This window comes from Bradyrhizobium sp. NBAIM14 (genome assembly GCF_020193895.1).
GTDB lineage: Bacteria > Pseudomonadota > Alphaproteobacteria > Rhizobiales > Xanthobacteraceae > Bradyrhizobium > Bradyrhizobium yuanmingense.
In genome coordinates this window covers 118,020-143,368 of record NZ_JADYVQ010000003.1, presented here as the reverse complement: position 1 = coordinate 143,368, position 25,349 = coordinate 118,020, and the positions used below count along the sequence as shown (strand labels likewise).

Genomic DNA, 25,349 nt, shown 5'->3' with positions numbered 1-25,349 from the left:
TTCCGGACCACCCATGAAACCGCATTGCCCGAACTGCCTGAAGGAAATGACCAAGGCGTCCGCGTCGCGTAACCTGTTCAATTGCGAGCCCTGCCGCGAGATCATCCAGTATTTCGGCGGCAGCGCCGATCACGGCGAGCCGGGACCGCAATTCGCCTGGCCGATCCGCCGCAAGCGCGCGTTTGCCGTCCACGCGGCCTGATCCGGCCCGCAAATCGCCCCGGCCGGCCTAACCTTCGCCGGCCTCCGGCCCGCCGCCGTCCCCCGCCAATCGCGGCGGCCGCACCACGGTGACGGTGCAGCTCGCCTCCGAGGCCACCTTGGCCGACACGCTGCCGAGCAGCATGCGCCGGAACGAGCTCTGTCGCGCGCCGATGATGACGTGGTCGACCTGGTTGGCCTTGGCAAACTCCAGGATCGCGGCGGCGGGATCGACCGCCTCCAGCACATGAGCCGACAGCCGGCTCTCGTCCAGCTTGAGCGGCGTTGCCCAATGCCTGAGCGCGACCAGACGATCGATATGCTTGTTGGAGCCCTGCTCGTCCAACGTCCGATCGATCGCAATCCGGTTCAGCTTGAGCACGTTGACGCAGGCAAGCCGCGCCGAGGGCAAGGTGGCGAGGATGCGCTCGGTGGTCACGCGCAGCGCCTCGTTCAGCTCCGGAGCGCCCTCCGCCGTGTCGAGCGCAACGGCGAGGATCGGGCTCGATGCGATCTGGGCTGCGACATCCGATTTCGCGCGCGGCGCCATGACACCCTGGTTGAAGCGCCGGCGCCAGGCGATGCCGAGGGAATCGCGCTTCACCCGCTCCGAGCGCGCGGTGAGCTTGACCTGGTCCGGATAAGCGAGATCGAAGGCAAGCTGGGCCGCGGTCGGATAGCGCCACACCGGCTCGATCTCCAGACAGCGCAACACCACCTCCTGAAGCCAGGGCGGATAATCCGCACGAAGCTTCCGCGGCGGATGCGGATCGCGCCACAGCCGGCGCCGCATCGCCCGCAGCGTCTCGCCCTCGCCGAACGGCCGCTCGCCGGTGGTGAAGAAATAGAGCAGCACGCCGAGCGAAAACACATCGCTGCGCGGATCGTCGCGCACCCCGAGCAGCCGCTCGGGTGCCATATAGGGCGCGGTGCCGTAAGGCAGGCGGAATTCCTCCTGCAACAGGTCCGGCAGGTGGTTGTGATGCGACAGGCCGTAGTCGATCAGCACCGCTTCGCCGCTCTCGCGGAACATGATGCTGCTCGGCTTGATGTCGTGGTGGATCACGTTCTGCCGGTGCAGATCCGCAAGCGCCGTGGCGATCCTGGCGACGAGCTGCCGCGCCTCGTCATAGGGCAGCGGCAGGTCGGGGAGCCGCTTGTACAGCGTGGCACCTGGAATGCGCTCGATCACGACATAGGCTTGGCGGGCGAAATCACCGGTGCCGAAGCAGGCCGGCACGTGCGGCCCCGCCAGCCGCGGCAGGATCATCATCTCCATCTCGAAGGAAACGATCGCGGCGGCGTCCTCGCCCTCCGACACCCGCGGGATCTTCATCAGCAAGGGGACGTCGATGCCGGGATGGGTGACGGTCCACAGCGTCGCCATGCCGCCGGCATGAACGCATTCGCCGATCGTAAAACCGTCGATCTCCGCGCCTGACTTGACCAGGGGTTTCGGCATCCGTCAGCGCCCCTGCAACAAGCGGTCGGCAAGCCAAGGCGGCAGGCCGTTGTCGCGGATCCTGCTCGCTGCGGTCTCGACGTCATAGGGCGCGCGGCAATAGGTGATCTGGCACGACTCGGTGTCGAACAGCACGAAGGCCGCCGACGGATCGCCGTCGCGGGGCTGGCCGACCGAGCCGAGCACGGCGAGCCATTGCCGTCCGCGCAGGAGCTGCACGGGGACGTCGGTCTTCGGCACGAAGCTCGTCATCTTCGCCGTCACCGACATCGAATAGAGCGCCGGCCTGTGGATGTGGCCGCAAAAGGTGACGTGGGCCCGTGTCGCAATCAGGCTCTTGGCGGCGTCCACGGTCGAGCGGACATAGTGCCAGCGCTGGGGATGCGAGGCTTCCGCATGCACGAACAGGCGGCCATCGTCCTCCACCTGCATCGGCAATTCGGCCAGAAACCGCCGCTGCGCCGTGTCGAGGCGGCCGCGGGTCCATTCGATCGCGATCTGCGCCTCGGCGTTCATCGTCTCGGCCGTGGAATTGATCGCCTGGTCATGATTGCCGCGCACCGCGACGGCACCCTGCGCGACCAGCTCCATCGCGGTGTCCACCACCCATTCCGGATCGGCGCCATAGCCGACGAAGTCGCCGAGCAGGACGAAGCCCTCTGCGCCCTTCGCATGCGCGATCTTCAGGCAGGCCTCGAACGCCTGCCTGTTGCCATGGATATCCGAGAAGACAGCGAGAAGCACGCACCCTCCACCCCTCAAATTCTTATTCGGGGCCGATGAGGCCAAATTGAGGGAGGTCAACAGGATGCGCCAGCACTGGGCCGTTTGCCAGCGCTGCTCTACGATGATGGTGATGGGCCTATTGCTCGTCCTTCGGCGGCATCCGGGGCGGCGGAATCGGCGTGAACACCGCGTCCTGGGCACCGGCCGGCGGCGCAGTGAACTCGCCGGTCGAGGAATCGCCGCCGCTGGTCTCCAGGATGGTCTTCGGCGTCACATATTCTCGAACCAAGTCGATCAGGCTGCCGTCGCCGCCGCCGAAATCCGCCGCGCGCCCTCCTTGCGGATGTCCGGCCGCGATCTCGTTCTCGGCGGCGTGGGTCTTGTCGGCCAGCCGGTCATTGTAGGGCACACGAAAAGCGCGCGGGATGCCGCTCGGGCGATTGTCCTCGTCCAGCGCCTCGACCCAGAGATAGATCGAGCCGGGATCGCCCTCAAGCGAATGCGGCTCGACGATGCGGGCCTTCAGCAGCTTGAAGGTGGTCGGCAGCCGCTCCGTGCTGGCCCAACCGAGCAGGCCGCGCATTTCGGTGAAGCTGACGATGTAGAAGGTGCTGGTCACGACCACGGCGACCGCCTTCAGCGACCAGTGCAGCCGCGCATAGACCAGAACGACCAGCAGCAGCGCGCCGATGACGGCATACGCGACCGATAGCGTCAGGATGACCGTTTGCAGGTTACTCACGGCGTACCCTCGTAGCGTTCCTGCTCACACCGGTCCTGGCATCGAGATCGCCGCCGTTGCGCCAGCTGCTGCGGAACGTCTCCAACAGCGATTTCGGCCGCTGATCGACATCGACGACCTTGCCTTCCGCATCGATCCGGAATCGGACCGCGGTCTTCTCGTCGCCGGTGTGGTCCAGCGTGAACTTGTTGTCGAAGATCACCTGCGCGGTCGGATTGAGCTTCTGCACCTTCACACCGGCCGTCACAGGCTCGCCCGTGGTGGCGACGAAATGCGAGACGTTCACGACGTACTCGCCGGCGAGGATGCCACGCACGGTGACGATCTCCTCGCGGATCGGCGAGGCGATCTTCTTGCCGTTGACGATGATGAAATTGTTGGCCCCGCCGCGGTCGTCGCGGTCGAGCGTGAGGAAGCCGGCCTCGCGGTGGCGATACCAGGCGATGTTGCCGGCGGGATCCTGCACGAACAGGTCGAGATCGTCGGGGTGGTTGTCCGGCCAGTCCAGCGTGATCATGAACTCCGCCTTGGAATCGATCTTGCCGTCCTTGGCGTCGGGGGAGACCGCCAGCAGCGCCAGGAAGAACAGGAAGGCGATCACCTGGAGCGCCTTGAACAGCATCACGCCCAGCGGGTCGAACGGCTCCTCGCGCGGATAGAGACCGAAATCATCCATCATGACGGCGTTCCCGAACCCTTGCGCTCCAGCACCGGCGTCACATAAGTCTCGGTCAGCACCACCGCGTCCGAGAACACCCGCTGGGTCGCGGCGTCGAGCATGTAGTACTGGATGCGGATCAGGATCGAGCCGACAAGGCCGGCCAGCGTCGTGTACATCGCGATCGCCATGCCGTCGCTCATCAAGCCCATCGAGGAGCGCATCGCGACCTTGTCGGCGGCGTCCAGCCCCGCGATCGGCGCCAGCATGATGATGAAGCCGATGATGGTGCCGAGCAGACCGAGCTTCATCAGCGTATCGGAGACGAAGGCGCCGAACCCGTTGGAGCCGCGCAAGCGATCGGCGAGATTACGTAGCAGCAGCGTCTGGTCGACCGGCCGGTAGTCCTGCGCCGCGGCCTTGGTCACCAGGCTTTCGATGTGGTCGCGCACCAGACCGCGCGGCAGCGCCACGGCGCTCGCATCGAGCGCCTTGCTGCCGCCCGCTGCCGACAGCACCGCGCGGCAGCGCCGCGTCGCCGCCCCTTCCCGCGCGATGGCCCGGGTCCGCAGGAAGCAGTGGCCGCAGGTGAGGACGTAGAGCGCCGCGATCACCGCTGAAATGTAGGTGCGATCCGAGGTCAGCATCAGGTGAATCAGGCCGAAGCGCCACAGCAGCACGACAGCGAAGATCGACAGCCCGGTGAAGATCATCCAGAACAGCAGCGCGCTGCGCTCGGATGGATCGGCAGCCTGGCTTGCGATTGGTCCAATCGTCATCGAACTCATGCTGCACCGCTCCTGGCTTGCAGGCGCCGGCCTGCAACGTGTCCTCACCGATTAGATCAAAGCCGCCGCTTCAGGTCCAAAGACCCATGCCCAATCCGGCTTGGGAAATTTGCCCGAGCTGCAATCCCTAGCGTTCTGCGATTGGCAAGGCACGGCGGCGTTGTTAGGCTGACCTTAGCAAACGTCGGGGGTGATCGCATGCGCCTCGTGCTTCAGCTTGTAGCTCGCCTGCTTCTAATCGTAGCGCTGTGCCTGGGAGCCGCGACCGTATGGGCCACGTTCGATGCCTATCGCAGCGTCGATCGGGCGACGGCGGCGTCGGCGCAGCGGGTCGCGCAGGCGCTTCAGGCGCTGTATTGGCGCGAGCTGTTGTTGCGCAGCAGCAGGGCGCGCGAGCATCTCCTGCCGGTTCCGGAGTGGCGCACGCTGGAGACGATGAAGCTGATCTCGCCCGGCGTCTGCGTCGAGTTCCAGCCCGCGGCGGCCTTCGAGAAGCCGCTCTGCGGCCAGAGCGAGGGGCTGGGCAAGACGCCGCCGCGCTGGTTCGCCGCCATCGTGCCGAGCTTCCTCGGCAGCCACGCCGAGGTGGTGCGGCCCGTCAGTCCCCGCGCCGCAGCCGCCGGCGCCGTCGTTGCGACGCCCCATGCGGCCGCCGCGATCGCGCTCGCCTGGGACTACGTCCTCAACGTCATCGACGTCGCGCTGCTGATGGCGGCGGCGATCGCCCTGCTTGCTTCGCTCGCCATCGCGCACGCGCTGGCGCCGGCGCGCGCGATCGTCACCGCGCTTCAGCGCATGGCGCGCGGTCAGTATCGCACCAGGCTGCCGCGCTTCCGCTCGATGGAGCTGGCGATGATCGGCAGCGCCGTCGGCGAGCTCGGCGGCCGGCTGGAGGAAGCGACCGAGCAGCGCGCCGCGCTGACGCGCCGCCTGATCGAGATCCGCGACGACGAGCGCCGCGCGCTCGCCCGCGAGCTGCACGACGAGTTCGGGCAGAATCTGTCCGCCATTCTCGCCTTCGCCAACACGATCGAGACGGCGAGCACGAAGCGGCACAAGGATGATGGGATCGCGCAAGACGCGCGCATGATCTCGCAGGCGACGCACCATCTGATGGCTTCGCTGCGCGACGCGCTGAACCGGCTGCGCAATCCGCTGCCGGAGGAGCTCGGGCTCGAGGCGAGCCTGGTCAATCTCGTCGACAGCTGGCGCTCGCACAGCGCCGCGCGGCCGGCGATCCAGCTCGATCTCAGGGGCGACCTCACCGATATCAGCGGCCCGGCCGCCACCACCGCCTATCGAGTCGCACAGGAATGCCTGACCAACGCGCTGCGCCACAGTGCAGCGCGCGAGATCTCGCTCCGCGTCGAGCGGCGCGCCGGCGAGGACGATGCGCTGCTGATCCGCGTCGAGGACGACGGCGGCGGCGATGCGGAGCGTGTCGCGCAATCGGCCGGCTTCGGCCTCACCGGAATCCGCGAGCGCGTCACGGCCGCCGGCGGATCGCTGTCGATCCTGCCCGCGAACCGCGGCCTCAGCATCGCCGCCACCATTCCGCTCGCTGCATGAGGCCGGAATGAACGAGGTGGCGGCAACAGGCATCTCCGTGCTGCTGGTCGACGACCATCCGATCGTGCGGCAAGGCTATCGGCGCGTGCTGGAGAGCCAGGGCGATTTGCATGTCGTGGCGGAAGCCGACAACGCCGCCGACGCCTACGGCGCGTTCAAGGCGCATGACCCCGACGTGGTGGTGCTCGACATTTCGATGCCCGGCGCGAGCGGGCTGGAGGCGATCCGCAACATCCGCGCCCGCAGCCCGCGGGCCCGCATTCTCGTCTTCACCATGCACAATGAGGCCGTGCTGGTGAAGGCGGCCTTCGGCGCTGGCGCCTCCGGCTTCGTCACCAAGAGCAGCGAGCCGTCCGCGGTCGTGAACGCCATTCGCAGCGTCGCCCGCGGCGAGCGCGCCATGAGCGATGACATCGCACATGTGCTGGCGGAGGACAGCCTGTCGCCGACCGGCTCGGTGCTGGACCAGTTGGGCGAGCGCGAGATCGAGATTTTGCGCCAGTTCGCCGGCGGCGCCACCACCGAAGAGATCGCGGCGCATCTCAATCTCAGCGTCAAGACCGTGCAGAACTATCACTACCTGATCAAGTCGAAGACCGGCGCGCGCACCGATGCGCAGCTGGTGCGGCTCGCCGCGACCTGCGGGCTGACGAGGATCTAGCAGCAAAGCTGCCGCACAGGCTCATCCCTCGCGATCCTCAATCTGCCGAACGAAATTGGAACGGTTCCGATCCGGCTCCGGTTAGTACGGCAGACAAGGAGTAAAGGGTCATGAGTAAGGGTCACCCCAAAGCAGTCGACCATCCCCCCATCATCACAGTAGGCGAGCTCATCGACGAACTTTGCCGTCTGCCGGACACCGCCATCGTCCACTTTCGCTGCCCGATGTTCGATCAGGAGCTGACATTCTACCGGCTTCGAAGGCGATCGAAGGATGCCGTCGAAATCGCGGTCAACGCTTATCCGGATAGTCCGCCGGTCGTGCCATCGTCCGATCCTGCCTTCCACACGCGCAGACATTCGGCATCCGCACCCTTGCCCCGCGACGGCGCCGCTCTCCAGAAAACGCGAGGTTGATTGACAGCACCCAGGGCTGAACGGGTTCTGCGGCCTTAGGCCGCCTTCAGCCCACGCAGCAGCAGCGCCAGCGTCGCATCGAGGCGCGCGGGGAGATCGGCGTCCTTCCATTCCTCGGCATGGGCCGGATGGTGGAAGCGGACGGTCGCATCGAAGATCGCGCGCGCGATCACCTTGATGTCGCCTACGGCGAACTCGCCCTGCTGCACGCCGTCGGTCAGGATCGCGGCGATCTGGTCGATCATAGTGTCCTTGTGGCACTTGACGGCCGCGCAGGCCTCACGCGCCAGAGTCAGATAAGTCTCGAACATTTCAGGATCGTCGAGCACACGCGAACGCTTGGCCGCGAACAGCGTGCGCAGCCAACGGTCGAGCCTGTCGGGCGCCGAGCCCTGCTCCCTGGCGATCGCCAGCAGCGGGGCGTCGATGCGGTCCAGCCAGCGCTTGGCAACGGCCTCGCGCAGCGAGGCCTTGCTGGGGAAATGACGGTAGACGCTGCTGTGGCTCACATCGAGCGCACGGGCAACGTCGACCACGGTGGCCTTGGCAAGTCCGTAACGCCTGAGCACGTCCTCGGTGACTTCGAGGATCCGCTCCGGCGTCAAGACAACAGCTTCATTCATGCCAGCACCATGTTCCCGTTCAGGGCTCAGTTTACTCCGGCAGTAGGGCTGCTTCCGAAGCGCCCTGGCCGGTCGTTTCGGAAAGCCTATGCCTTAATGCGGCAGTTTTGCAGCCTGCGCCGCGATCTGGCGCGCCACCAGCAAATTGAGCCAATGCCCAATCACGCCGGTGAAATTGAGGATTTCGGTCGTCATTGTCTAAGTCTCCATTCGTCCGCGGTCCCCGCTCTTCAATCCGCCCTCCGATCCGAGCGTGGCTCGGATGTCGGGCTCCCCGGGGCTTGTCGCGGGACGCCCAATCGGAGCGTCCGAGAACGGATATACACGTCCCGCTGACAAATTTCAATATCTGTCAGTCAATGATCCGTGATTGACAGTTAATATCTGCGGCCAGGCGCCGCCATCCCGGCCGGCCGGTCCGGTGGAAAGGTCGGCGATGCCCTTCTTCCGGGGCCCAGACCGTTTGTTTCGCCCTGCCTGCTCTGTTACATCACGGCGTAAAAAGCATTTTGGCCGGCGCCGCCGTTCTCGGGACCGCCCGCCCACCTTCCTGGAGCCGCCCCATGATCCCCCGCTACACCCGCCCGGAAATGGCCTCGATCTGGGAGCCGCAGACCCGGTTCAAGATCTGGTTCGAGATCGAGGCGCATGCGGCGGACGCCCTCGCCGAGCTCGGGAGCATCCCCAAGGAGGCCGCCCGGACGGTCTGGGCCAAGGCCAAGGACGCCATCTTCGACGTCGCCCGCATCGACGAGATCGAGCGCGAGACCAAGCACGACGTCATCGCCTTCCTCACCCACCTCGCCGAGATCGTCGGCCCCGAGGCGCGCTTTGTGCACCAGGGCATGACCTCCTCCGACGTGCTCGATACCTGCCTCAACGTCCAGCTCACCCGCGCCGCCGACCTGCTGCTCGCCGACCTCGACAAGGTGCTGGCCGCGCTGAAGAAGCGCGCCTTCGAGCACAAGATGTCGCCGACCATCGGCCGCAGCCACGGCATCCATGCCGAGCCCGTGACCTTCGGCCTCAAGCTCGCTTATGCCTATGCCGAATTCACCCGTGCCAAGGAACGTCTGATCGCGGCGCGCAAGGAGGTCGCGACCTGCGCGATCTCCGGAGCCGTCGGCACCTTCGCGCAGATCGATCCGCGCGTCGAAGAGCATGTCGCCAAGGCCATGGGCCTGGTGCCGGAGCCGATCTCGACCCAGGTGATCCCGCGCGACCGTCACGCGATGTATTTCTCGACCCTCGGCGTGATCGCCTCCTCGATCGAGCGCATCGCCGTGGAGATCCGCCACATGCAGCGCACCGAGGTGCTCGAGGCCGAAGAGTTCTTCTCGGAGGGACAAAAGGGCTCCTCCGCCATGCCGCACAAGCGCAACCCGGTACTGTCGGAAAACCTCACCGGCCTCTCCCGCATGGTGCGCGCCTATGTGACGCCGGCACTGGAGAACGTCGTGCTCTGGCACGAGCGCGACATCTCGCACTCCTCGGCCGAACGCATGATGGGCCCGGACGCCACCGTGACGCTCGACTTCGCGCTGGTGCGCCTCGCCGGCCTGATCGACAAGCTGCTGGTCTATCCCGCCAACATGCAAAAGAACCTCGACCGCCTCGGCGGCCTCGTGCATTCGCAGCGCGTGCTGCTGGCGCTGACGCAGAAGGGCGCCAGCCGCGAGGACGCCTACAAGCTCGTGCAGCGCAACGCCATGCCGGTCTGGCGCGGCGAAGGCGACTTCCTTCAGCTGCTGAAGAAGGACAGTGAGGTGAAGACATATCTCACCGACGCCGAGATCGAGGAGCAGTTCGACCTCGGCTATCACCTCAAGCACGTCGACACGATCTTCAGGCGCGTGTTCGGGGAAGCGTAGGATCGTAGGGTGGGTTAGCCTTGCGGCCTGCGCGAAGCGCAGTCCGCTGGGCGTACCCACCTCTTTCGCTCCCACGGAAATCGTGGTGGGTTACGCCAAGTGGATGCGCTTGCGCATCGGGGCTAACCCACCCTACAAACGACAACCAGAAAGCGGATTCCCTCATGCCCATCGTCAATCGCGTCGCCGCCCTCTCCGACGAAATGGCTGCCTGGCGCCATGACTTCCACGAGAACCCCGAGCTGCTCTACGAAGTCCACCGCACCGCCGGCATCGTCGCCGATCGCTTGCGCGAATTCGGCTGCGACGAGGTGGTGACGGGCATCGGCCGCACCGGCGTGGTCGGCGTGATCCGCGGCCGCAAGTCGGCCTCCGGCAAGACCATCGGCCTGCGCGCCGACATGGACGCGCTGCCGATCATGGAGACGTCGGGCGTGTCTTATGCCTCGAAGGTCCCCGGCAAGATGCACGCCTGCGGCCATGACGGCCACACCGCGATGCTGCTGGGCGCGGCCAAATATCTCGCCGAGACGCGCAATTTCGACGGCACGGCCGTGATGATCTTCCAGCCCGCCGAGGAAGGCGGTGGCGGCGGCAAGGCGATGGTCGAGGACGGACTGATGACGCGCTGGAACATCCAGGAGGTCTACGGCATGCACAACATGCCGAACCTGCCCGAGGGCCATTTCGCCACCACGCCGGGTGCGATGCTCGCCTCCTCCGACAACATCCAGATCACGGTCCGCGGCAAGGGTGGCCACGCCGGCGCCGGTCCGCACAAATCTGTCGACAGCGTGCTGATCGGCTCGCAAATCGTGAACGCGCTGCAATCGATCGTGGCGCGCAACGTCGATCCGCTGAAATCGGCGGTGATCTCGATCACACAATTCCACTCCGGCACCGCCTTCAACATCATCCCGGAGGTCGCCGAGCTCGCCGGCACCGTGCGCACGCTCGACCCCGAAGTGCGCGATCTCGTCGAACGCCGCATCGGCGAAGTCGCCGACAGCATCGCCCGCGCCTATGGTGGCTCGGCCGAAACGAAATACACGCGGATGTATCCGGTGACGATGAACCATGCCCGCGAGGCCGCACTCGCCGCCGACGTCGCGCGCGACATCGTCGGCACTGAGCGCGTCAACGACAAGTTCGTCCCGATGATGGGCGCCGAGGACTTTTCGTTCATGCTGGAAGCACGCCCCGGCGCGATGGTGCTGGTCGGCATGGGCGACGGCAACGAGTGTCACCACCCGGCTTACGTCTTCAACGACAACATTCTGGGTCACGGCGCCTCGTTCTGGGCGCGGCTGGTGGAAACACGAATGCCTGCGGGGTAGCAGGCGGGCAATCACCAGCTCAGTTGCAGACTTCGACCATGCTGGTGCCGCCGCCGGCCGTTTGGCCGGCAGTCCTATTGCCCCACGTCTCGAGCCGACAACCCTGCCGGACCGGCCGGCACCCTGCACTGTTGCAAAAGACCTGACCGGTCGCCTGCGGTTTTGACGGCGCGGACTCGCTTGCCTTCCGCTCATCGTCTCGCGGTCTGGAATTCTCGCGCGTCGCAACCGGCTTCTTCTCCTGCACCTTTTCGCATTCGTTATCGTCGTTGACACGATAACCGGCCCGGCAGGTGATCTTCACGCATTGGTCGCCGTCGGCCTTGAATCCGAAATTGCACACCAGCGGACAAACCCGTCCCGGCTTGGCCTTCAAAGCATCGAGTGCGTCGACGCTGGCCAGCTTCACGTCGAACTTGGTGCCGGAATATTTGTTGAACAGCGTCAGCGAGCGCTGCGCGGCCGAGCTCCACTCGCTTTCCGCAGACGAGGTCAGGCAACCGACGCGGCGCAATTCGCTCTGCACGGATTTCGTGAGTTCGGCCGGGGATAAGGTCGTCTTCGGCCCGGGCCCGGGCGCGAGCGCGGCCACTTTCTGGTTCTCGACCTCGGGCATCTGCCGATCGGCGGCCGGCTTTGCAGCCTGCTCCGCTTTCTCTGCCGCCTGCTTGGCCGCCAACTCGGCCTTGGCCTTCTCTGCCGCCTGTTTCTCGGCCAGCGCTTTCGCGGCCGCCGCCTCGGCGGCCTTGCGCTGCTGCTCGGCCGCTTCCGCCCTGGCCTGTTCGATCTGCTTTTGCTTCTCCGCAGCGATCCGCGCCTCTTCAGCGGCTTTGGCCGCAGCAGCCGCCTTCTCCTGCTCGGCTTTCTGGGCGCGCTCGGCGATCAGCCTTGCCTTTTCCTGCTCGGCCGCCTTGGCCTTTTGCTCGGCAGCCAGACGCGTCTCTTCGGCACCGATCTTGTTCAACTGCCCCTTGGCGAGGCTGGCATAGAAGCCGTCCGGATAGGTCGCCAAAAAGGCTTCCCAGGCATCGCGCGTCGCAAGCTGGAGCGCGAGCTCGTAGTCCCTGCGAACCGCGTCCTGGGGATTTGCCTGCGGACCGGTTGCGGCCGGCTTCATTACGAGCGGCACGTCGTCGCCGCCGAGCGAGCCATAGACATAAGGCTCCTGCTTGTAGCCGGTGGTCTTGAGCACGTCGTCGCGCACGAAGCCGAACGCCTTGCGCAGATCGAGGCCCGGCTTCGGCAGGTGCTCGACCAGCGCGGCAGCAAACGGACTATTGCGAGAATCGCCGTCGGATGCGGTCGAGCCGGCCTTCGCGGCGAAGGCGATCATCGTGTTCGGGCTGGTTGGCTCGACCTTAGCGAGGCCGCGTCCGATCGCCCGCGAGGCCAGCGTGCGCTTCATCGTCTTCGCAAAGGGGTTGTCGCGGCAGGCATCGAGGATGATCAGGCGCAGCTGCTTGGCCGGCTCGACCGCGAACAATGCGCGCTCGACAGGAATGGTTTCGTCGAGAACGTCGCCATCCGTCTCCAGCGTCGCGTCGGTCGGAATGAGATAATTGTTGCCGTCGAGCTCGATGCCGTGGCCGGCATAGTAGATCACCGCCATGTCCGCATCGCGTGACCTGCCGGCGAACTCGCGCAACATGCGCCTCATCTCGCTCGCACTGAGATCCAGCCTGACGTCGACGGAATCGAAGCCCGCCTTCTTGAACATGCCGCCAATCAGCGTGGCATCGTTCGCGGGATTGGTGAGCTTGGGCGCGCTCTTGTAGGCGGAATTGCCGATGACGAGCGCGACCCGCCGATCGGCGTGTGCCGATCCGCAGGCCAGTAAGGTCGCAAAAATCAATAAACCAAATAGCCGAAACGGAATCACTGCAGCCCCCTCGGATGCAATTCCCTGAGACTATTCGGAGCGTCGATGAAAGCCAAATTTTTCTATGTGAGGCCCATCACATAAACTCCTCGATCGCGGCTTATAGCTAATGCAGTCAGCCCTCGCCCCGCAGGCGCGGACCTACACCTGCACCACCTCGTGGCGCATCACGAAGGGTGCGAGCAGTGCGTGCACCTCCCCCTCCACCGCTTCGCGCTGCCCAGCCGGCAGGCCCGTCAGCGTCACGGTCGCGATCGAGCCGTGGCTGCCGTGCGGGCCGACCTTCACCTTGCAATCGATGCCGCGCTCGACCAGCGGCGCCAGCACCTTGGTGAACACGCGCGCGGCCGCGTCCCAGCGCAGCTGCGGCTTGAACACCTTGCCGACGCCCGTCACCGGCATTGGATCGATCGGGATGACCTGCACAGGAACGGCGGCGCGCTCCGGGGTGCGCTCGCGCACCCAGGCTTCCAGCTCGCCCGGCTCAACCTTTGCGCCGGGCTTCAACTGCACGTAGCCTACCGGCAATTCGCCGGCATAGGCGTCGGGCTGGCCGACCACCGCGGCGAAGCCGACGGCGGGATGGCGGAACATGATCTCCTCGATCGGCGCCGGATCGATGTTGTGGCCGCCGCGGATCACGAGATCCTTGGCGCGGCCGGTGATCCACAGATAGCCGTCGGCATCGAGCCGCCCGAGATCGCCGGAATTGACCCAGACCCCGTCAATGAAGGCACCCTTGTTGTGCTCGTCGTTGAGATAGCCGCCGAACACGCCGGGCCCGGCCATGATGACGACACCAATCTCGTCCGGCTTGCAGTCGCGGATCAGGCGGCCGTCGGCGTCGAGCTGCACGATGCGCACGCGCGCATAGGGCATGGGAAGGCCAACCGAGCCGAGCCGGATCGGCCGGCCCGGATAAGCGAGCGTGTGCACGCTCGAGGTCTCGGTCATGCCGTAGACCTCGACCACCGGCAGCTTCAGCGTCTCCTGAATCGCCGAGCCGACCGCGACCGGAATCGCCGAGCCGCCGCCGGCCGCATATTTCAGGCTCGAGATATCCGCATTCCCCGGCGGCACCGCGAGCGTCGCGGCGAGCACGGTCGGCACGCTCGACAGCGCTTCGGGCTTGAAGCGCTCGACGAGCTGCCAGATGTTCTTCACCGCATTCGGGTTGCGCCAGCCGCTCGGCGACAGCACGACCAGCGAGCCCCCGCCCGACAGCGTCGTCAGCACCTGGGTCAGCGATCCACCGACGTGAAACAGCGGCATGCCGAACAGCAGGTTGGCGCCGGGCTTGCCCTTCAACAGCAGATTGAGTGCCCAGGCCTGATAGACCTGGTTGGCATGGGTATGCCGCACCAGCTTGGGCGTACCCGTGGTGCCGCCGGTGTGGAAATAGGCTGCGATGTCGCTGCCGCGAATCTTGCGCCCGCTGACCAGCCGATCCGACGGCTGCTGCTTGATCAGGTCGCTGAAGGCGAAGATGCCATTGGCCGGATCGCCGCCGCCGAACACCTGCACGATGGCTTTCAGATGCTTCAGATGCGGGCGGATCTGCTCGACCTTCTGCCAGATGTCGGTGCCCGGCATCGGCCCGAGCGCCACCAGTATCTTGGTGTTCGCAGCTTCCAGGATTTCGGCGAGCTGGTGCGGCTCGAGCAGCGGATTGACGGGATTGGCGATGCCGGCGGCCTCGGCGCCGAACAGAGTGACGAACGCATCCGGCACCAAGGGCAGCATGAAGCTGATGACGTCGCCCTTCTCGGCGCCGAGCGCGTGAAACATGTTGGCGGCCTGGGTGACGCGCGCGATGAAATCGCGGTGCGTGACGACCAGCGGCGCGTCGGCGGGATCGGCATTTTGCAGGAACTGGATCGCCGCCCCGTCGGGATTGCGCTCGGCACCAAGCCTGATGGCGTCATAGGTGCTCTCGGCCGCGACGCGGTCGGCGTAGGGGACCTGCTCGAACGCCCGGACCTCCTCGTCCGTCAACAGTTCCGGATAGTCGTTGCCGATCAACCGATCGAGCGCGTGGATGCCCGCCATGAATTCCGTCCTCCCTCAGATGCATGTCCCCGCCGCCGTATCTTTTGACAGTTTTGGTTCGGCGAGGTCTCGGCCGTGTTCGGCCGAGCCGGACCAGAATGATGGATGATTTGCCGTTCGTCCATTGCCTACCGGCTGCGCCACTTGAACCTCTGCGCCTGATCGAGGGACCAAGAACTGCCGCTGACTTCACTCGCCAGCGCCCTCCCGCAAGACAAGAGGTCATCATGACGACGCCCCTGCGGAACCGGATCGCACGGCTGGTCGCTGCGTTCACAATGGTATCCGCGATCGCCCTGCCCGGTGCCTCGCTTGCCGACAGCCAGCTCGACAAGGTGCGGGTCAAGGTCGCCGCCTTCATCGCCGACAAGATGGAGAAGCTGGGCGGATCGCGGATCGTCTACAGGGTCGACACCGATGCCTTGCGGGAGGCGGTCGTCACGGATTTGCGCGACGACGTCTACAAGATCCTGCGCGAGGGCCGCATCGCGTTCTCCGGACTTGCGATCCGCGACGGCGGCGTCGACGTGAAGATCGCTGACGGCAAAGGCAGCGAACAGCTCACGCGCAAGCTCGTCGCGGCGGCGGAGGGGTTGCCGACACACGCGCTCAACGTCACCGACGCCGGCGACGGGCTGCTCAGGCTCGCGCCGACCGATGCCGCATCCGCCGCGCGGCTGCGCGATCTCGTTGAAGATTCCATCGCCATGATCGAGCAGCGCCTCAAGGACGCCGGCGTCAAGCTCGCCAGCGTCCAGCCCGAGGGAATGGACCGTATCCGCATCTTCCTGCCCGGATTGATGGAGCCCGAGCAAATCACCGCGATCTTCGCCAGGAAGGTCAAGGTCGGCTTCCGCCTGATCGACCTCTCGATGTCCGCGGAGCAGGCGCAATCGGGCACGCCGCCGGCGGGCACGGAAGTCCTGCTCGGCTTCAAGGACAAGCTTCCTTATCTCGTCGCCAAGGACAGCGCCCTCGAGGGCGGCGAGATCAGCTATGCCGGCCCGGGATTGACCGGCGACAGCAAGGAGCCGATCGCATCGTTCCGCTTCAACGGCCGCGGCACGCGGCGCTTTGCCCATATCACGGCAGAGAATGTCGGAAAGCCCTTTGCCATCGTGCTCGACGACAAGGTGATCTCCGCGCCCGTGATCCGCGAGCCCATCACCGGCGGCTCCGGCCAGATTTCCGGCAATTTCACCCTGGAAGAGGCCAACAGCGTCGCCATGCTGCTGCGCGCCGGCTCTCTGCCGGGGCGGCTCGGCCTCGTCGAGCAGCGGGTCGTGCAACCCGCCGCCAAGCCGTAAACGAAGGTCGCTTCGGGCCCGTCAGCGACGCTCAAGCCCGCACGGCTGGCCCGAATCACGGGCCTGCGCGGTCGGACGCGCAACCAACGGGCAATTGCCGAAACGCCCGATCAGGCTAAAATTTGCCCCTTGCGGCACGATGGCCGGAAGCGTCATTCAAGCGGTCGTCATTCGATTTCGGCTATACGGGTGCCGACCAGGACTGAATGCCTTACGTGGGGTTAGTACCATGCCGTCCGGCAGCGCAGACGTTTCGTCGATCCTCGACCGCATCCTCGAAGCGGCCACGGACAACCTCAGGATCGCGAAAATCCTGGTCCAGATGGGGCTCGATCCCGACAGCGTCACCTACGAGGCGATCTTCAACCGGCTCCTGGAGATCTTCGTCCACAACATCACGCTCGCCAATCTGTTCGCCGTGGTCGGGGCGGTCTTCTTCGTCGCCACCCTCTTGATGCGGACAATGGTGCCGCTGCGCGTCGCCAACATGATCGGCTGCGCGTTCTTCGCTCTCTTCGGCGCGCTCTCCGCCAACGTCGCGACGTTCCTGCTCTATCTCCTGATGCTTCCGATCAACGCGCTGCGCCTGCGGCAGATGCTGAAGCTGGTCAAGAAGGCGCGCCATGCGGCCGAAGGGGACATGTCGATCGAATGGCTCAAGCCATTCATGACCGAGCGCAGATACCGGCGCGGCGACATCCTCTTCAAGATGCGTGACCCAGCCAACGAAATGTTCCTCACCGTCACCGGCAAGTTCCTGGTCAAGGAGATCAACGTCGAGATCGGGCCCGGGGCGCTGATGGGCGAGCTCGGCTTCCTCACGCCGGACAACCGGCGCACGGGGACGGTCGAATGCATCGAGGACGGCCAGGTGCTGACCATCACCTATGACCGGCTGCTCGAGATCTACTTCCAGGATCCGCAATTCGGCTATTACTTCCTGGTGCTGACCAGCCAGCGCCTGTTGCAGAACATCGATCGCCTGCAGAAGCAGCTGGCAACCGAGCGCGGGACCACCACCAACAGGATCGCGTGAGCGCCGCGCGGCCGATCTGACGCCGGGGATGACGACGCAGCGCGTCCGTGACACGAGACGCCCCCCGGTCTTTGCGGGATCGCCGCAAAATCGCCCTAAAAACCGAATGGTAACCATGCCGGGCTAGGGTGGCGACGTGACCAATTCTCCGACGATCCTGGTGTTCGATTCCGGCCTTGGCGGGCTCACGGTGCTCCGCGAGGTCGTGGCGGCGCGGCCCGACGCGCATTACGTCTACGTCGCCGACGACGCCTTCTTCCCCTATGGCCACCACAGCGAGGACGAGATCATCGCCCGCGTCGTGCCGCTGATGGGGGAGCTGATCGGCCGGCATAGTCCAGACCTCGTCGTCATCGCCTGCAACACGGCGTCCACCCTGGTCCTGTCTCACTTGCGCGCCGCCTATTCCGTAGCCTTCGTCGGCACGGTGCCGGCGATCAAGCCGGCCTGTGCGCAGTCCAGGACCCGCCGCGTTTCGGTGCTCGGCACCAAGGGCACGGTGAAGCGCGAGTACACCAAGGCGCTGATCCGCGATTTCGCACAAGGATGCGAGGTGACGCTGGTCGGCTCGCCCGAGCTCGCTTCGCTGGCCGAAGCCGCGCTCGGCGGTAGCCCGATCAGCGACGAAGCCATCCTCGCCGAGCTCGCTCCCTGCTTCGTCGGCGACGCCTCGGATGCGAGCGCGCGCACCGACACTGTGGTGCTCGCCTGCACGCACTACCCGCTTCTGCTCGACCGGATGAAGAAGCTCGCGCCCTGGCCGGTCGACTGGATCGATCCAGCGCCCGCGATCGCCCGCCGCGTCTCCGACCTGCTCGGCCCGCCGACCGGCGGCATCGCGCAGTCCGGCGCCGAGATGATTTTTACATCGAACCGCGTGCATGGTCTCAGCGCCACGCTGACGCCGTTCTTCGGCGGACGCGCGGTGGCCTGAGCTTGCGCACTGGCGGCGCGCTGCTAGGCTTTGCCGTCGCCATCGTCCCGCAGGATTTTCCATGTCGGTCCCCGCAAAGCCGCTGAACCGTCTCCGTCAGCTCTGGCGCGAGGGTCGCCCCGCCTTCGGTGCGATCGCGACCATCCCGAGCGTGCAGATGGTGCAGATCATGGCGCGCTCGCTCGATTGGATCATCGTCGATCTCGAGCACGGCCCGATCGGATTGACCGAAGCCCACGCGATGATCGCCGCGACCACGGGCACGCCGTGCACGCCTCTGGTGCGGATCGCCGCCAACGAGCCGTGGCTGGCGAAAGCGCCGATGGACATCGGTGCCTTCGGCATCAACTTCCCGATGATCACGAGCCGCGCGGATGCCGAGAAAGCGGTGCGCAGCGTGCGCTACCCGCCGCGCGGCGATCGGCTCTGGGGTCCCTTCCACGCGCCGTTCCGCTGGGGCCAGTCGATGCCTGATTACATGGCCTCTGCCGACGACGAGATGATCTGCATGATCACGATCGAGCACGTCGACGCGGTCAATCGCATCGACGAGATCATGGCAACGCCCGGTATCGATGTCGCGGTCATCGGTCCCGGCGATCTCGCCACCTCCATCAACAAGCGCGGCCAGATGGATGATCCGCAATTGCTGGACCTGATCGCGCGCGCCGAGGCGGGCATCCTCAAGAGCGGGGTGCCGATCGGCGGGGTGGCGCGCACCGCCGATCAGGCCAATGCGCTGATCGACCGCGGCTACCGCGCGATTGCGCTGGGCTTCGACTGGTCGCTGTTCCAGCGCGGCATCATGGCGGCCTACGAGGGGGTCAGGCGCTGATCGGGCCGATCGACGCATGACCGACCGACGCGACCAAGAGCGCCTGATCGAGATATAAATCATTGAAAATGGATGATTTTTTGGTCTAAAGGGGGTCCATCTTTGGCGCTGCCCAGTGCGGCGAACCGACCGGCCCCAAGCGGGTTGGTTCGTGCTAGAGCGAGCAGGCGGGCCCCGCTCGTTGCACATATTTTGATCTTTTGATTTGGAACCGGAGGCCTATGCGCGGGACGCCCAAGACCATTTCGCTGCGTCGTCGTGTGATCTGCGACCTCATGCACGCCTCGAAGGGCGTACCTTTCGTTTCATTGGCCCGTTCGCTCAATATCCGCCCCCTGCTGGAGGCCCGCGCGGACGCGGCCGCGCCCGCCGGCTGGGCCGCGATGTTCGTCAAGGCTTTCGCCCTGGTTGCAAAGGACGAGCCGATCCTGCGCACCCTTTACGTCAAATGGCCCTGGCCGGCTCTGTATGAGCTTCCAAAGAGCGTGGCGACGGTCGCGATCGCGCGGGTCGAGGATGGCGAGGAATGCGTGCTGCTGCAGCGAATCGCGGGTCCCGAGGCTCTTTCGCTGGCAGAAGTCGATGCGGAAATCCGACGCGGCAAGACGGCCCCGATCGAGGATGTTCCGATGTACCGCAAGATCATGCGGGCGACCCGCCTGCCGTTGCCATTGCGGCGCCTGTCCTTGGCCATCGGTCTGAATTTCGGCCGTCAGCGCGGTAACTGGTTCGGCAGCTTTGCGGTAAGCTCGGTCGCCGCCTACGGCGGCGGCGAGCTCCACCCGATCACGCCGGGCCCCTTTGTCCTGAGCTATGGGCTGGTCGAGCCGGATCAGACCATCCATGTCGTGATCCGCTGGGACCACCGCGTCACCGACGCCGCCCCGATCGCGCGGGTCCTGACCCGGCTGGAACAGGTCCTGAACACTGAAATTGCTGGCGAATTGCGGGCGGCGGGGTCAAAGCCGGTCCGGGCGGTCAGGACATAAGAATACCGTCGTCGCAGGTCCCGGAATGACAGGCTAAAGAATTGACAGCCAACCCCAAAGTCCCCTAAAAGCCGCCTGCTCGCGGGCCGATTTCGGCCCGCGAAGCGTTTCGCGACCCGTGGTCCTCTCCCTTAAGCTTTGGGGATCGGACCTGTCGGTGCCGGGATCATCCCGTCACACAGGAGGGCGCGTTTCCTCAAACCATGACCTGAAGAGGACGCGATGACTAAGCGCAGTGAGGCGAAGTACAAGATCGATCGCCGTATGGGCCAGAACATCTGGGGCCGCCCGAAGAGTCCCGTCAACCGCCGCGAATACGGCCCCGGCCAGCATGGCCAGCGCCGCAAGGGCAAGCTCTCCGACTTCGGCGTGCAGCTGCGCGCCAAGCAGAAGCTGAAGGGCTATTACGCCAACATCTCCGAGCGCCAGTTCCACGGCATCTATGTCGAGGCCAGCCGCCTCAAGGGTGACACCGGCGAGAACCTGATCGGCCTGCTGGAGCGTCGTCTCGACGCGGTCGTGTACCGCGCCAAGTTCGTCTCCACGATCTTCGCCGCACGCCAGTTCATCAACCACGGCCACATCAAGGTGAACGGCCGCAAGGTCAACATTTCGAGCTATCAGCTCAAGGTCGGCGACGTGGTCGAGGTCAAGGAAGCCTCCAAGCAGCTCGCCCACGTGCTCGAAGCCAGCCAGCTTCCCGAGCGCGAGGTCCCCGACTATCTCGAAGTCGACCACGGCAAGATGACCGCGAAGTACGCCCGCATCCCCGGCCTCTCCGACGTGCCGTTCCCGGTGCAGATGGAGCCGCATCTGGTCGTCGAATTCTATTCGCGCTGATTATTGGGCATATCGACGTTCAAAGGCCCCGGTTCTCCGGGGCCTTTTTGTTTGAACGGGCCATTCCCATGTCGCAGGCCATCTGTGCTATGGTCGCCACATCGCGGAGTTGAGCATGACTCGTCTTCTGGAAGAGGCCTTCAGCAAGGTTTCCAGCCTGCCTGATTCAGAGCAGGACGATCTGGCGCGGGCCCTGCTCGAGCTTGCCGGGATCGATCAGCCACCGATCCAGCTGACGGCGGCGGAAGAGGCGGATCTCGCCGAGGCCGAAGCAGAAATCGCGCGCGGTGAGTTGGCCAGCGCCGACGAGGTCCGCGCAATGTGGGCCAAGCACGGGCTGTGAAGGTCCGTTATACGAAGCGGGCGCTCGCCCAAATCGACCAAGTTCTAACTTACATCGAGGTGCGCTCACCCCAAGGCGCAGGCCATGTGCGCGACCGCATTGTCGCTCTCATAGCATTGCTAGAGAACTACCCCTACGCAGGGCGAACAACTACGCGTGCATACGTCCGTCGCTTGCCGGTCAACCCTTATCCCTATCTGATCGATTATCGTGTGACCGCGACAGAAATCGTTATTATGCGGTTTCGTCACGCCGCCCGGCGTCCACCCAAAGCTCGCTGACCCGCGAGAGAGTGCCATTCCATTCGAGGAGCAAGTTGATGCTCTACACCCCTCCCCCCGTCGATCCCAAGGCGCCGCCGGTGCGCATCAATCTGCTCTCGGACACGCAGACCAAGCCGACGGCAGGGATGCGGGAGGCGATGGCGCGGGCGGAAGTCGGCGACGAACAGGTCGGCGACGATCCGACCGTGAACGCGCTGTGCGAGCGCGTGGCCGATCTGCTCGGCAAGGAAGCTGCGGTCTACATGCCCTCGGGCACGATGTGCAACGTCACCGCGACGCTGGTGCATTGCCGCCCCGGCGACGAGATCCTCGCCCATGAGACCGCGCATATCATCGCGCGCGAAGGCGGCGCGCATGCCGCAATCGGCGGTTTCCAGGTCACCCAGCTCAAGGGCCCCGATGGCCAGTTCACGCCGGAGACCCTTCGCAAGGCGCTGCATCCGCGCACGCGGTACCAGCCGCCGCAGACCGTCGTCAGCGTCGAGCAGACCGCCAATATCGGCGGCGGCACGATCTGGAAGAAGGCGGTGCTCGACGAGATCGTCGCGATCGCCAGGCAGCACGACCTCGTCACCCATATGGACGGCGCGCGCCTGCTCAACGCCACGGTCGCGAGCGGCATCTCGCCACGCGACATGACCGCGGGCTGGGACTCGGCCTGGATCGACTTCTCCAAGGGCCTGGGCGCACCGATCGGCGGCGTGCTCGCAGGCTCGCGCGCCTTCATCGACGCGGTCTGGCAGTGGAAGCAGCGGCTCGGCGGCTCGATGCGGCAGGCCGGCATCTGCGCCGCAGCGTGCATCTATGCTCTCGACCACCACGTCGAGCGCCTGGCCGACGACCACGCCAATGCGCGCGCGCTCGCCCGCGGCCTGTCGCAGATCTCGGGCATGGAGGTGCAGGAGCCCGAGACCAATCTCGTGTTCTTCAAGCCCGACGGCGCCGGCATTCCCGGCGACAAGATGGTCTCGGCCCTCCGTCAGCGCGGCGTGACGCTCGCGATGATGGACGGCCGCATCCGCGCCTGCACCCATCTGGACGTCAATGCGAGCCAGATCGAGGAGACGATCGGGTACGTGCGCGAGATCGTGCGCGGGGCGTAAAGCTCAGCCCCGTAGCCCGGATGGAGCGCAGCGAAATCCGGGATCTATCCACGCGGTGAGGACGTCCCGGATTGCGCTTCGCTCCATCCGGCTACGCAAAGGGGGAGAGGTCTCACCGCCCCATCGCCTGATAGATCAGCGTCTTCAGCTCGAGCTGGATCCGGCCGCGCTGCGAGGGGGTCTGCACCATGAAGATTCCGAACAGGTCGTCTTCGGGATCGATGAAGAAGAAGGTGCCGCCAACGCCGTCCCAGCGATATTCGCCAAGCGGCCAGTTCGTGCCCGGCGGCACTGCGGTACGTACGGCGAAGCCGAGGCCGTAGCCGCTGGTCTCACCCGGATAGTAGTGCTTGTCGCGCTCGACGCGGGTTTCGGGACCGATATGATCCCTCGCCATCAAGGCGATGGTTTCCGGCTTCAAATAGCGTCGACCTTCAAGCGTGCCGCCGTTGAGCAGCATTTGCGAGAAGCGGGCATAATCGCCGACCGTGCCGACGAGGCCGCCGCCGCCCGACTCCCATCGCAGCGGTTTCCTGATATCGCGAACCTGCGTGATCGGGCTGATCGCCCGATCCTGCGGCATCGGCTCGGCGATACGCGGCCATTGGGCGGAATCGGCGACGTAGAACGCCGTGTCCTTCATCCCGAGTGGATCGAGCAGCCGCGTCTTCGCGAACTCGAGCAGCGATGTCCCCGAGATCACCTCGATGATGCGCCCGAGCACGTCGGTGGAGTGGCCGTAGTCCCAGATCGTGCCGGGCTGTTCGGCGAGCGGAAGCGTGGTGATCTTCGCGACGAATTCGGCATTGGTCGAATTCCTGTCGAACAGTCCGGCGTCGGCATAGAGCTTGTTCACCAGGTCCCCGCCATAATAGCCGTAAGGGATCCCGGCGGTATGCCGCATCAAATCCTCGATCGTCACCGGACGTTTGAGCGGCTCCAACTCCAGTGAGACCTTGTCGTCCTCGGCCTTCTTCTCGACGCCGACCTTCATGCCGGCAAAGGCCGGAATGTATTTCGAGACGGGATCGCTGATCGCAAGCTTACCCTCCTCGACCAGCATCATCGCCAGGACCGAGGTGATCGGCTTGGTCATCGAATAGAGGCGGAAGATCGTGTCCGCACTCATCGAAAGTTGGGTCGCGACGTCGCGGACGCCGAAATTCTCGCAGTAGACCGGCTTGCCGTGTTGCTGGAGCAGCAGAATCGCTCCCGGAAATTTGCCGGTCGCGATCTCATTCCTGATGTAGTCGGAGACTTTTGCCAGGCCTTCGGGCGTGAATCTGTGCGCGCGGCCCTCCGAGCCCGCCCGCGCACTTACGGCGCCGAACAAAAGAACGAGCGCCGCGAACAGCGCGCGGCGCCCGTTCATGTCACTTCTCCATGGCTTCATAAACCAGCTGCTTCAATGTCCGCTGCACGCGCTGGCGCTCGCTCGGGGTCTGCTCCAGCAGCACGAAGAACATGTCCTGCTTGGGGTCGATCACGAAATAGCAGCCGGAGGCGCCGTCCCATTTGAGTTCGCCGAGGTTGCCGGGCGGCGGCGGCTTGGCATTGCCGGGCTCGGTACGGACCGCAAGCCCAAGGCCGAAGCCAAAGCCGTCGCCGGGGAAATAGAAATAGTCGCGCTCGACGCCGGAGCCGGGGCCGACCTGATCAGTGGTCATCAGCTTGAACGTCTCGGGCTTGAGGATGGTCTTGCCGTCGAGACTGCCGCCATTGAGCAGCATCTGCGAAAAGCGCCTGTAATCCGCCATGGTCGTGACCATGCCGCCGCTGGCGAACTGGATCTTCTTGACGACCGTCGGATCATTGATGCGGCCGACGCGGAAATCGGCATCGTTCGGCACGGGCTGGGCCAGAAGCTTCTGCTTCGCGGGGTCCGTGACCAAGAAGCCGGTATCGACCATGCCGAGAGGATCGAGCAGCTTCTCGCGCATGATGTCGATCAGCGGCTTGCCGGCGGCGACCTCCATCACACGCGCCAGCACGTCGGTCGAGTGGCCGTATTGCCAGAGCGCGCCCGGCTGGTTGTGCAACGGCAGCTTGGCGATTCGTTCGGCGAACTCGGCCAGATCGAAGTCGCCGGCATAGATGTTGGCCTCGCGATAGGCCTTGCGGACCAGGCTGTCGCCGTAGAAGCCGTAGGTGATGCCCGAGGTGTGCGTCATCAGATCGTGCACGGTCATCGGCCGCTTCGGCGGCACCAGCTCGAGCGATTTCGTGCCGTCCTCCGCCTTCTTCTCGACACCGACCTTCACATTGGCGAAGGAGGGAATGTATTTCGAGACGGGATCGTCCAGCTTGATCTTGCCCTCCTCGACCAATTGCATCGAGACCACCGCAGTGATCGCCTTGGTCATCGAGAACAGGCGGAAGATGGTCTTGTCCGTGATCGGAGCCTTGCTGACCACGTCCTGAACGCCGAAGACTTCGTGATAGACCGGCTTGCCATGCTGCTGGATCAGCACGTTTGCACCGGCGATCTTGCCCGTCGCAACCTCGTTCTTGAAGAACTCGGTGATCCTGCCGAGCTTCTCCTGGTTGAAACGTGCGCCGGCCGGAATCTCGTAAGTGCCCTCCGCGCGCGCCGGCGAGATCGCGGCAAGCGACACCAACGCGCCGCAGGCGAGCGCACGCAGTCCAAATTGTGAAATCATATCCCCTCCCCGGAACATGGCGCCTCAGAGTGTACC

At 65.3% G+C, this 25,349-nt stretch carries 25 protein-coding genes; 15 read left to right on the top strand and 10 right to left on the bottom strand.

Translation table 11 applies throughout. The features are described from left to right. The first annotated feature begins 13 nt into the window (after positions 1-13). A complete protein-coding gene (locus I6F28_RS09540) occupies positions 14-202 on the top strand; it encodes a hypothetical protein (RefSeq protein WP_109143246.1) in 189 nt (62 codons plus the stop codon). Positions 203-229: 27 nt separating this feature from the next. Here I6F28_RS09540 and I6F28_RS09535 read toward each other — a convergent pair whose 3' ends face one another. From I6F28_RS09535 to I6F28_RS09515, 5 genes are all read right to left on the bottom strand, one after another. After that, positions 230-1,663, bottom strand: a complete 1,434-nt coding sequence (locus I6F28_RS09535) for a bifunctional serine/threonine-protein kinase/universal stress protein (RefSeq protein ID WP_225139783.1) — start codon at positions 1,661-1,663, stop codon at positions 230-232. Positions 1,664-1,666: 3 nt separating this feature from the next. Further along, positions 1,667-2,407: a metallophosphoesterase family protein gene (locus tag I6F28_RS09530; RefSeq protein WP_057029497.1), complete on the bottom strand. Its 741-nt coding sequence runs from the start codon at positions 2,405-2,407 to the stop codon at positions 1,667-1,669. Between the two features lie 118 nt (positions 2,408-2,525). Then, entirely contained in the window at positions 2,526-3,131 is a 606-nt protein-coding gene (locus tag I6F28_RS09525; protein ID WP_036027815.1) for a hypothetical protein, read from the bottom strand. Beyond that, a complete protein-coding gene (locus tag I6F28_RS09520; protein ID WP_036012886.1) occupies positions 3,124-3,810 on the bottom strand; it encodes a DUF2135 domain-containing protein in 687 nt (228 codons plus the stop codon). The genes I6F28_RS09525 and I6F28_RS09520 overlap by 8 nt, the downstream gene beginning before the upstream one ends. Beyond that, positions 3,807-4,577, bottom strand: a complete 771-nt coding sequence (locus I6F28_RS09515; protein ID WP_057029496.1) for a MotA/TolQ/ExbB proton channel family protein — start codon at positions 4,575-4,577, stop codon at positions 3,807-3,809. The genes I6F28_RS09520 and I6F28_RS09515 overlap by 4 nt, the downstream gene beginning before the upstream one ends. 198 nt (positions 4,578-4,775) lie before the next feature. Between I6F28_RS09515 and I6F28_RS09510 the strand changes: the two genes are divergently transcribed. The 3 genes from I6F28_RS09510 to I6F28_RS09500 all read left to right on the top strand — a co-directional run bounded on the left by I6F28_RS09510 (position 4,776) and on the right by I6F28_RS09500 (position 7,223). Continuing rightward, the gene (locus tag I6F28_RS09510; protein WP_036027819.1) at positions 4,776-6,146 is read left to right on the top strand and encodes a sensor histidine kinase; all 1,371 of its coding nucleotides are present in this window, start codon (positions 4,776-4,778) and stop codon (positions 6,144-6,146) included. 7 nt (positions 6,147-6,153) lie between these two features. Beyond that, positions 6,154-6,807 carry a response regulator gene (locus I6F28_RS09505; protein WP_036027820.1) on the top strand — a complete coding sequence of 218 codons (654 nt, stop codon included), beginning with the start codon at positions 6,154-6,156 and terminating at the stop codon, positions 6,805-6,807. A gap of 110 nt (positions 6,808-6,917) precedes the next feature. Continuing rightward, positions 6,918-7,223, top strand: coding sequence for a hypothetical protein (locus tag I6F28_RS09500; protein WP_074448241.1), 306 nt, complete (start codon positions 6,918-6,920; stop codon positions 7,221-7,223). 35 nt (positions 7,224-7,258) lie between these two features. Here I6F28_RS09500 and I6F28_RS09495 read toward each other — a convergent pair whose 3' ends face one another. Beyond that, positions 7,259-7,846: a TetR/AcrR family transcriptional regulator gene (locus I6F28_RS09495; RefSeq protein ID WP_225139782.1), complete on the bottom strand. Its 588-nt coding sequence runs from the start codon at positions 7,844-7,846 to the stop codon at positions 7,259-7,261. Positions 7,847-8,409: 563 nt separating this feature from the next. Here I6F28_RS09495 and purB point away from each other — a divergent pair. Next, the gene (gene purB / locus I6F28_RS09490) at positions 8,410-9,717 is read left to right on the top strand and encodes an adenylosuccinate lyase (protein WP_225139781.1); all 1,308 of its coding nucleotides are present in this window, start codon (positions 8,410-8,412) and stop codon (positions 9,715-9,717) included. A 164-nt stretch (positions 9,718-9,881) separates the two neighbouring features. Next, positions 9,882-11,054 carry a M20 aminoacylase family protein gene (locus I6F28_RS09485; RefSeq protein ID WP_036012899.1) on the top strand — a complete coding sequence of 391 codons (1,173 nt, stop codon included), beginning with the start codon at positions 9,882-9,884 and terminating at the stop codon, positions 11,052-11,054. Positions 11,055-11,073: 19 nt separating this feature from the next. Here the strand turns inward: I6F28_RS09485 and I6F28_RS09480 are convergent, their stop codons facing one another. Together I6F28_RS09480 and I6F28_RS09475 are read right to left on the bottom strand one after the other, a co-directional pair. Continuing rightward, the gene (locus I6F28_RS09480; RefSeq protein ID WP_225139780.1) at positions 11,074-12,906 is read right to left on the bottom strand and encodes a caspase family protein; all 1,833 of its coding nucleotides are present in this window, start codon (positions 12,904-12,906) and stop codon (positions 11,074-11,076) included. Between the two features lie 168 nt (positions 12,907-13,074). Beyond that, the gene (locus I6F28_RS09475) at positions 13,075-14,982 is read right to left on the bottom strand and encodes an acyl-CoA synthetase (RefSeq protein WP_225139779.1); all 1,908 of its coding nucleotides are present in this window, start codon (positions 14,980-14,982) and stop codon (positions 13,075-13,077) included. A 227-nt stretch (positions 14,983-15,209) separates the two neighbouring features. Here I6F28_RS09475 and I6F28_RS09470 point away from each other — a divergent pair, with 227 nt between their 5' ends. From I6F28_RS09470 to I6F28_RS09430, 9 genes are all read left to right on the top strand, one after another. Continuing rightward, positions 15,210-16,289, top strand: a complete 1,080-nt coding sequence (locus I6F28_RS09470; RefSeq protein WP_225139778.1) for a SecDF P1 head subdomain-containing protein — start codon at positions 15,210-15,212, stop codon at positions 16,287-16,289. A gap of 229 nt (positions 16,290-16,518) precedes the next feature. After that, positions 16,519-17,325 (top strand): Crp/Fnr family transcriptional regulator, encoded by an 807-nt coding sequence (locus I6F28_RS09465; RefSeq protein WP_036012905.1) that lies wholly within the window; start codon positions 16,519-16,521, stop codon positions 17,323-17,325. Positions 17,326-17,461: 136 nt separating this feature from the next. Continuing rightward, entirely contained in the window at positions 17,462-18,259 is a 798-nt protein-coding gene (gene murI, locus I6F28_RS09460; protein WP_036027824.1) for a glutamate racemase, read from the top strand. A gap of 61 nt (positions 18,260-18,320) precedes the next feature. Continuing rightward, positions 18,321-19,094 (top strand): HpcH/HpaI aldolase family protein, encoded by a 774-nt coding sequence (locus I6F28_RS09455; RefSeq protein WP_225139777.1) that lies wholly within the window; start codon positions 18,321-18,323, stop codon positions 19,092-19,094. 221 nt (positions 19,095-19,315) lie between these two features. Then, positions 19,316-20,083, top strand: coding sequence for an acyltransferase (locus tag I6F28_RS09450; protein WP_225139776.1), 768 nt, complete (start codon positions 19,316-19,318; stop codon positions 20,081-20,083). A gap of 222 nt (positions 20,084-20,305) precedes the next feature. After that, a complete protein-coding gene (rpsD, locus tag I6F28_RS09445) occupies positions 20,306-20,923 on the top strand; it encodes a 30S ribosomal protein S4 (RefSeq protein WP_036012915.1) in 618 nt (205 codons plus the stop codon). Positions 20,924-21,038: 115 nt separating this feature from the next. Next, positions 21,039-21,266: a hypothetical protein gene (locus tag I6F28_RS09440; RefSeq protein ID WP_057029490.1), complete on the top strand. Its 228-nt coding sequence runs from the start codon at positions 21,039-21,041 to the stop codon at positions 21,264-21,266. Then, a complete protein-coding gene (locus I6F28_RS09435; RefSeq protein WP_225139775.1) occupies positions 21,245-21,547 on the top strand; it encodes a type II toxin-antitoxin system RelE/ParE family toxin in 303 nt (100 codons plus the stop codon). The genes I6F28_RS09440 and I6F28_RS09435 overlap by 22 nt, the downstream gene beginning before the upstream one ends. A gap of 38 nt (positions 21,548-21,585) precedes the next feature. Further along, positions 21,586-22,653, top strand: a complete 1,068-nt coding sequence (locus tag I6F28_RS09430; RefSeq protein WP_036027826.1) for a threonine aldolase family protein — start codon at positions 21,586-21,588, stop codon at positions 22,651-22,653. A 112-nt stretch (positions 22,654-22,765) separates the two neighbouring features. Here I6F28_RS09430 and I6F28_RS09425 read toward each other — a convergent pair whose 3' ends face one another. Together I6F28_RS09425 and I6F28_RS09420 are read right to left on the bottom strand one after the other, a co-directional pair. Continuing rightward, positions 22,766-24,025, bottom strand: coding sequence for a serine hydrolase domain-containing protein (locus I6F28_RS09425; protein ID WP_225139774.1), 1,260 nt, complete (start codon positions 24,023-24,025; stop codon positions 22,766-22,768). A 1-nt stretch (position 24,026) separates the two neighbouring features. Next, positions 24,027-25,313, bottom strand: a complete 1,287-nt coding sequence (locus tag I6F28_RS09420; protein ID WP_036012922.1) for a serine hydrolase domain-containing protein — start codon at positions 25,311-25,313, stop codon at positions 24,027-24,029. Positions 25,314-25,349 lie beyond the last annotated feature (36 nt).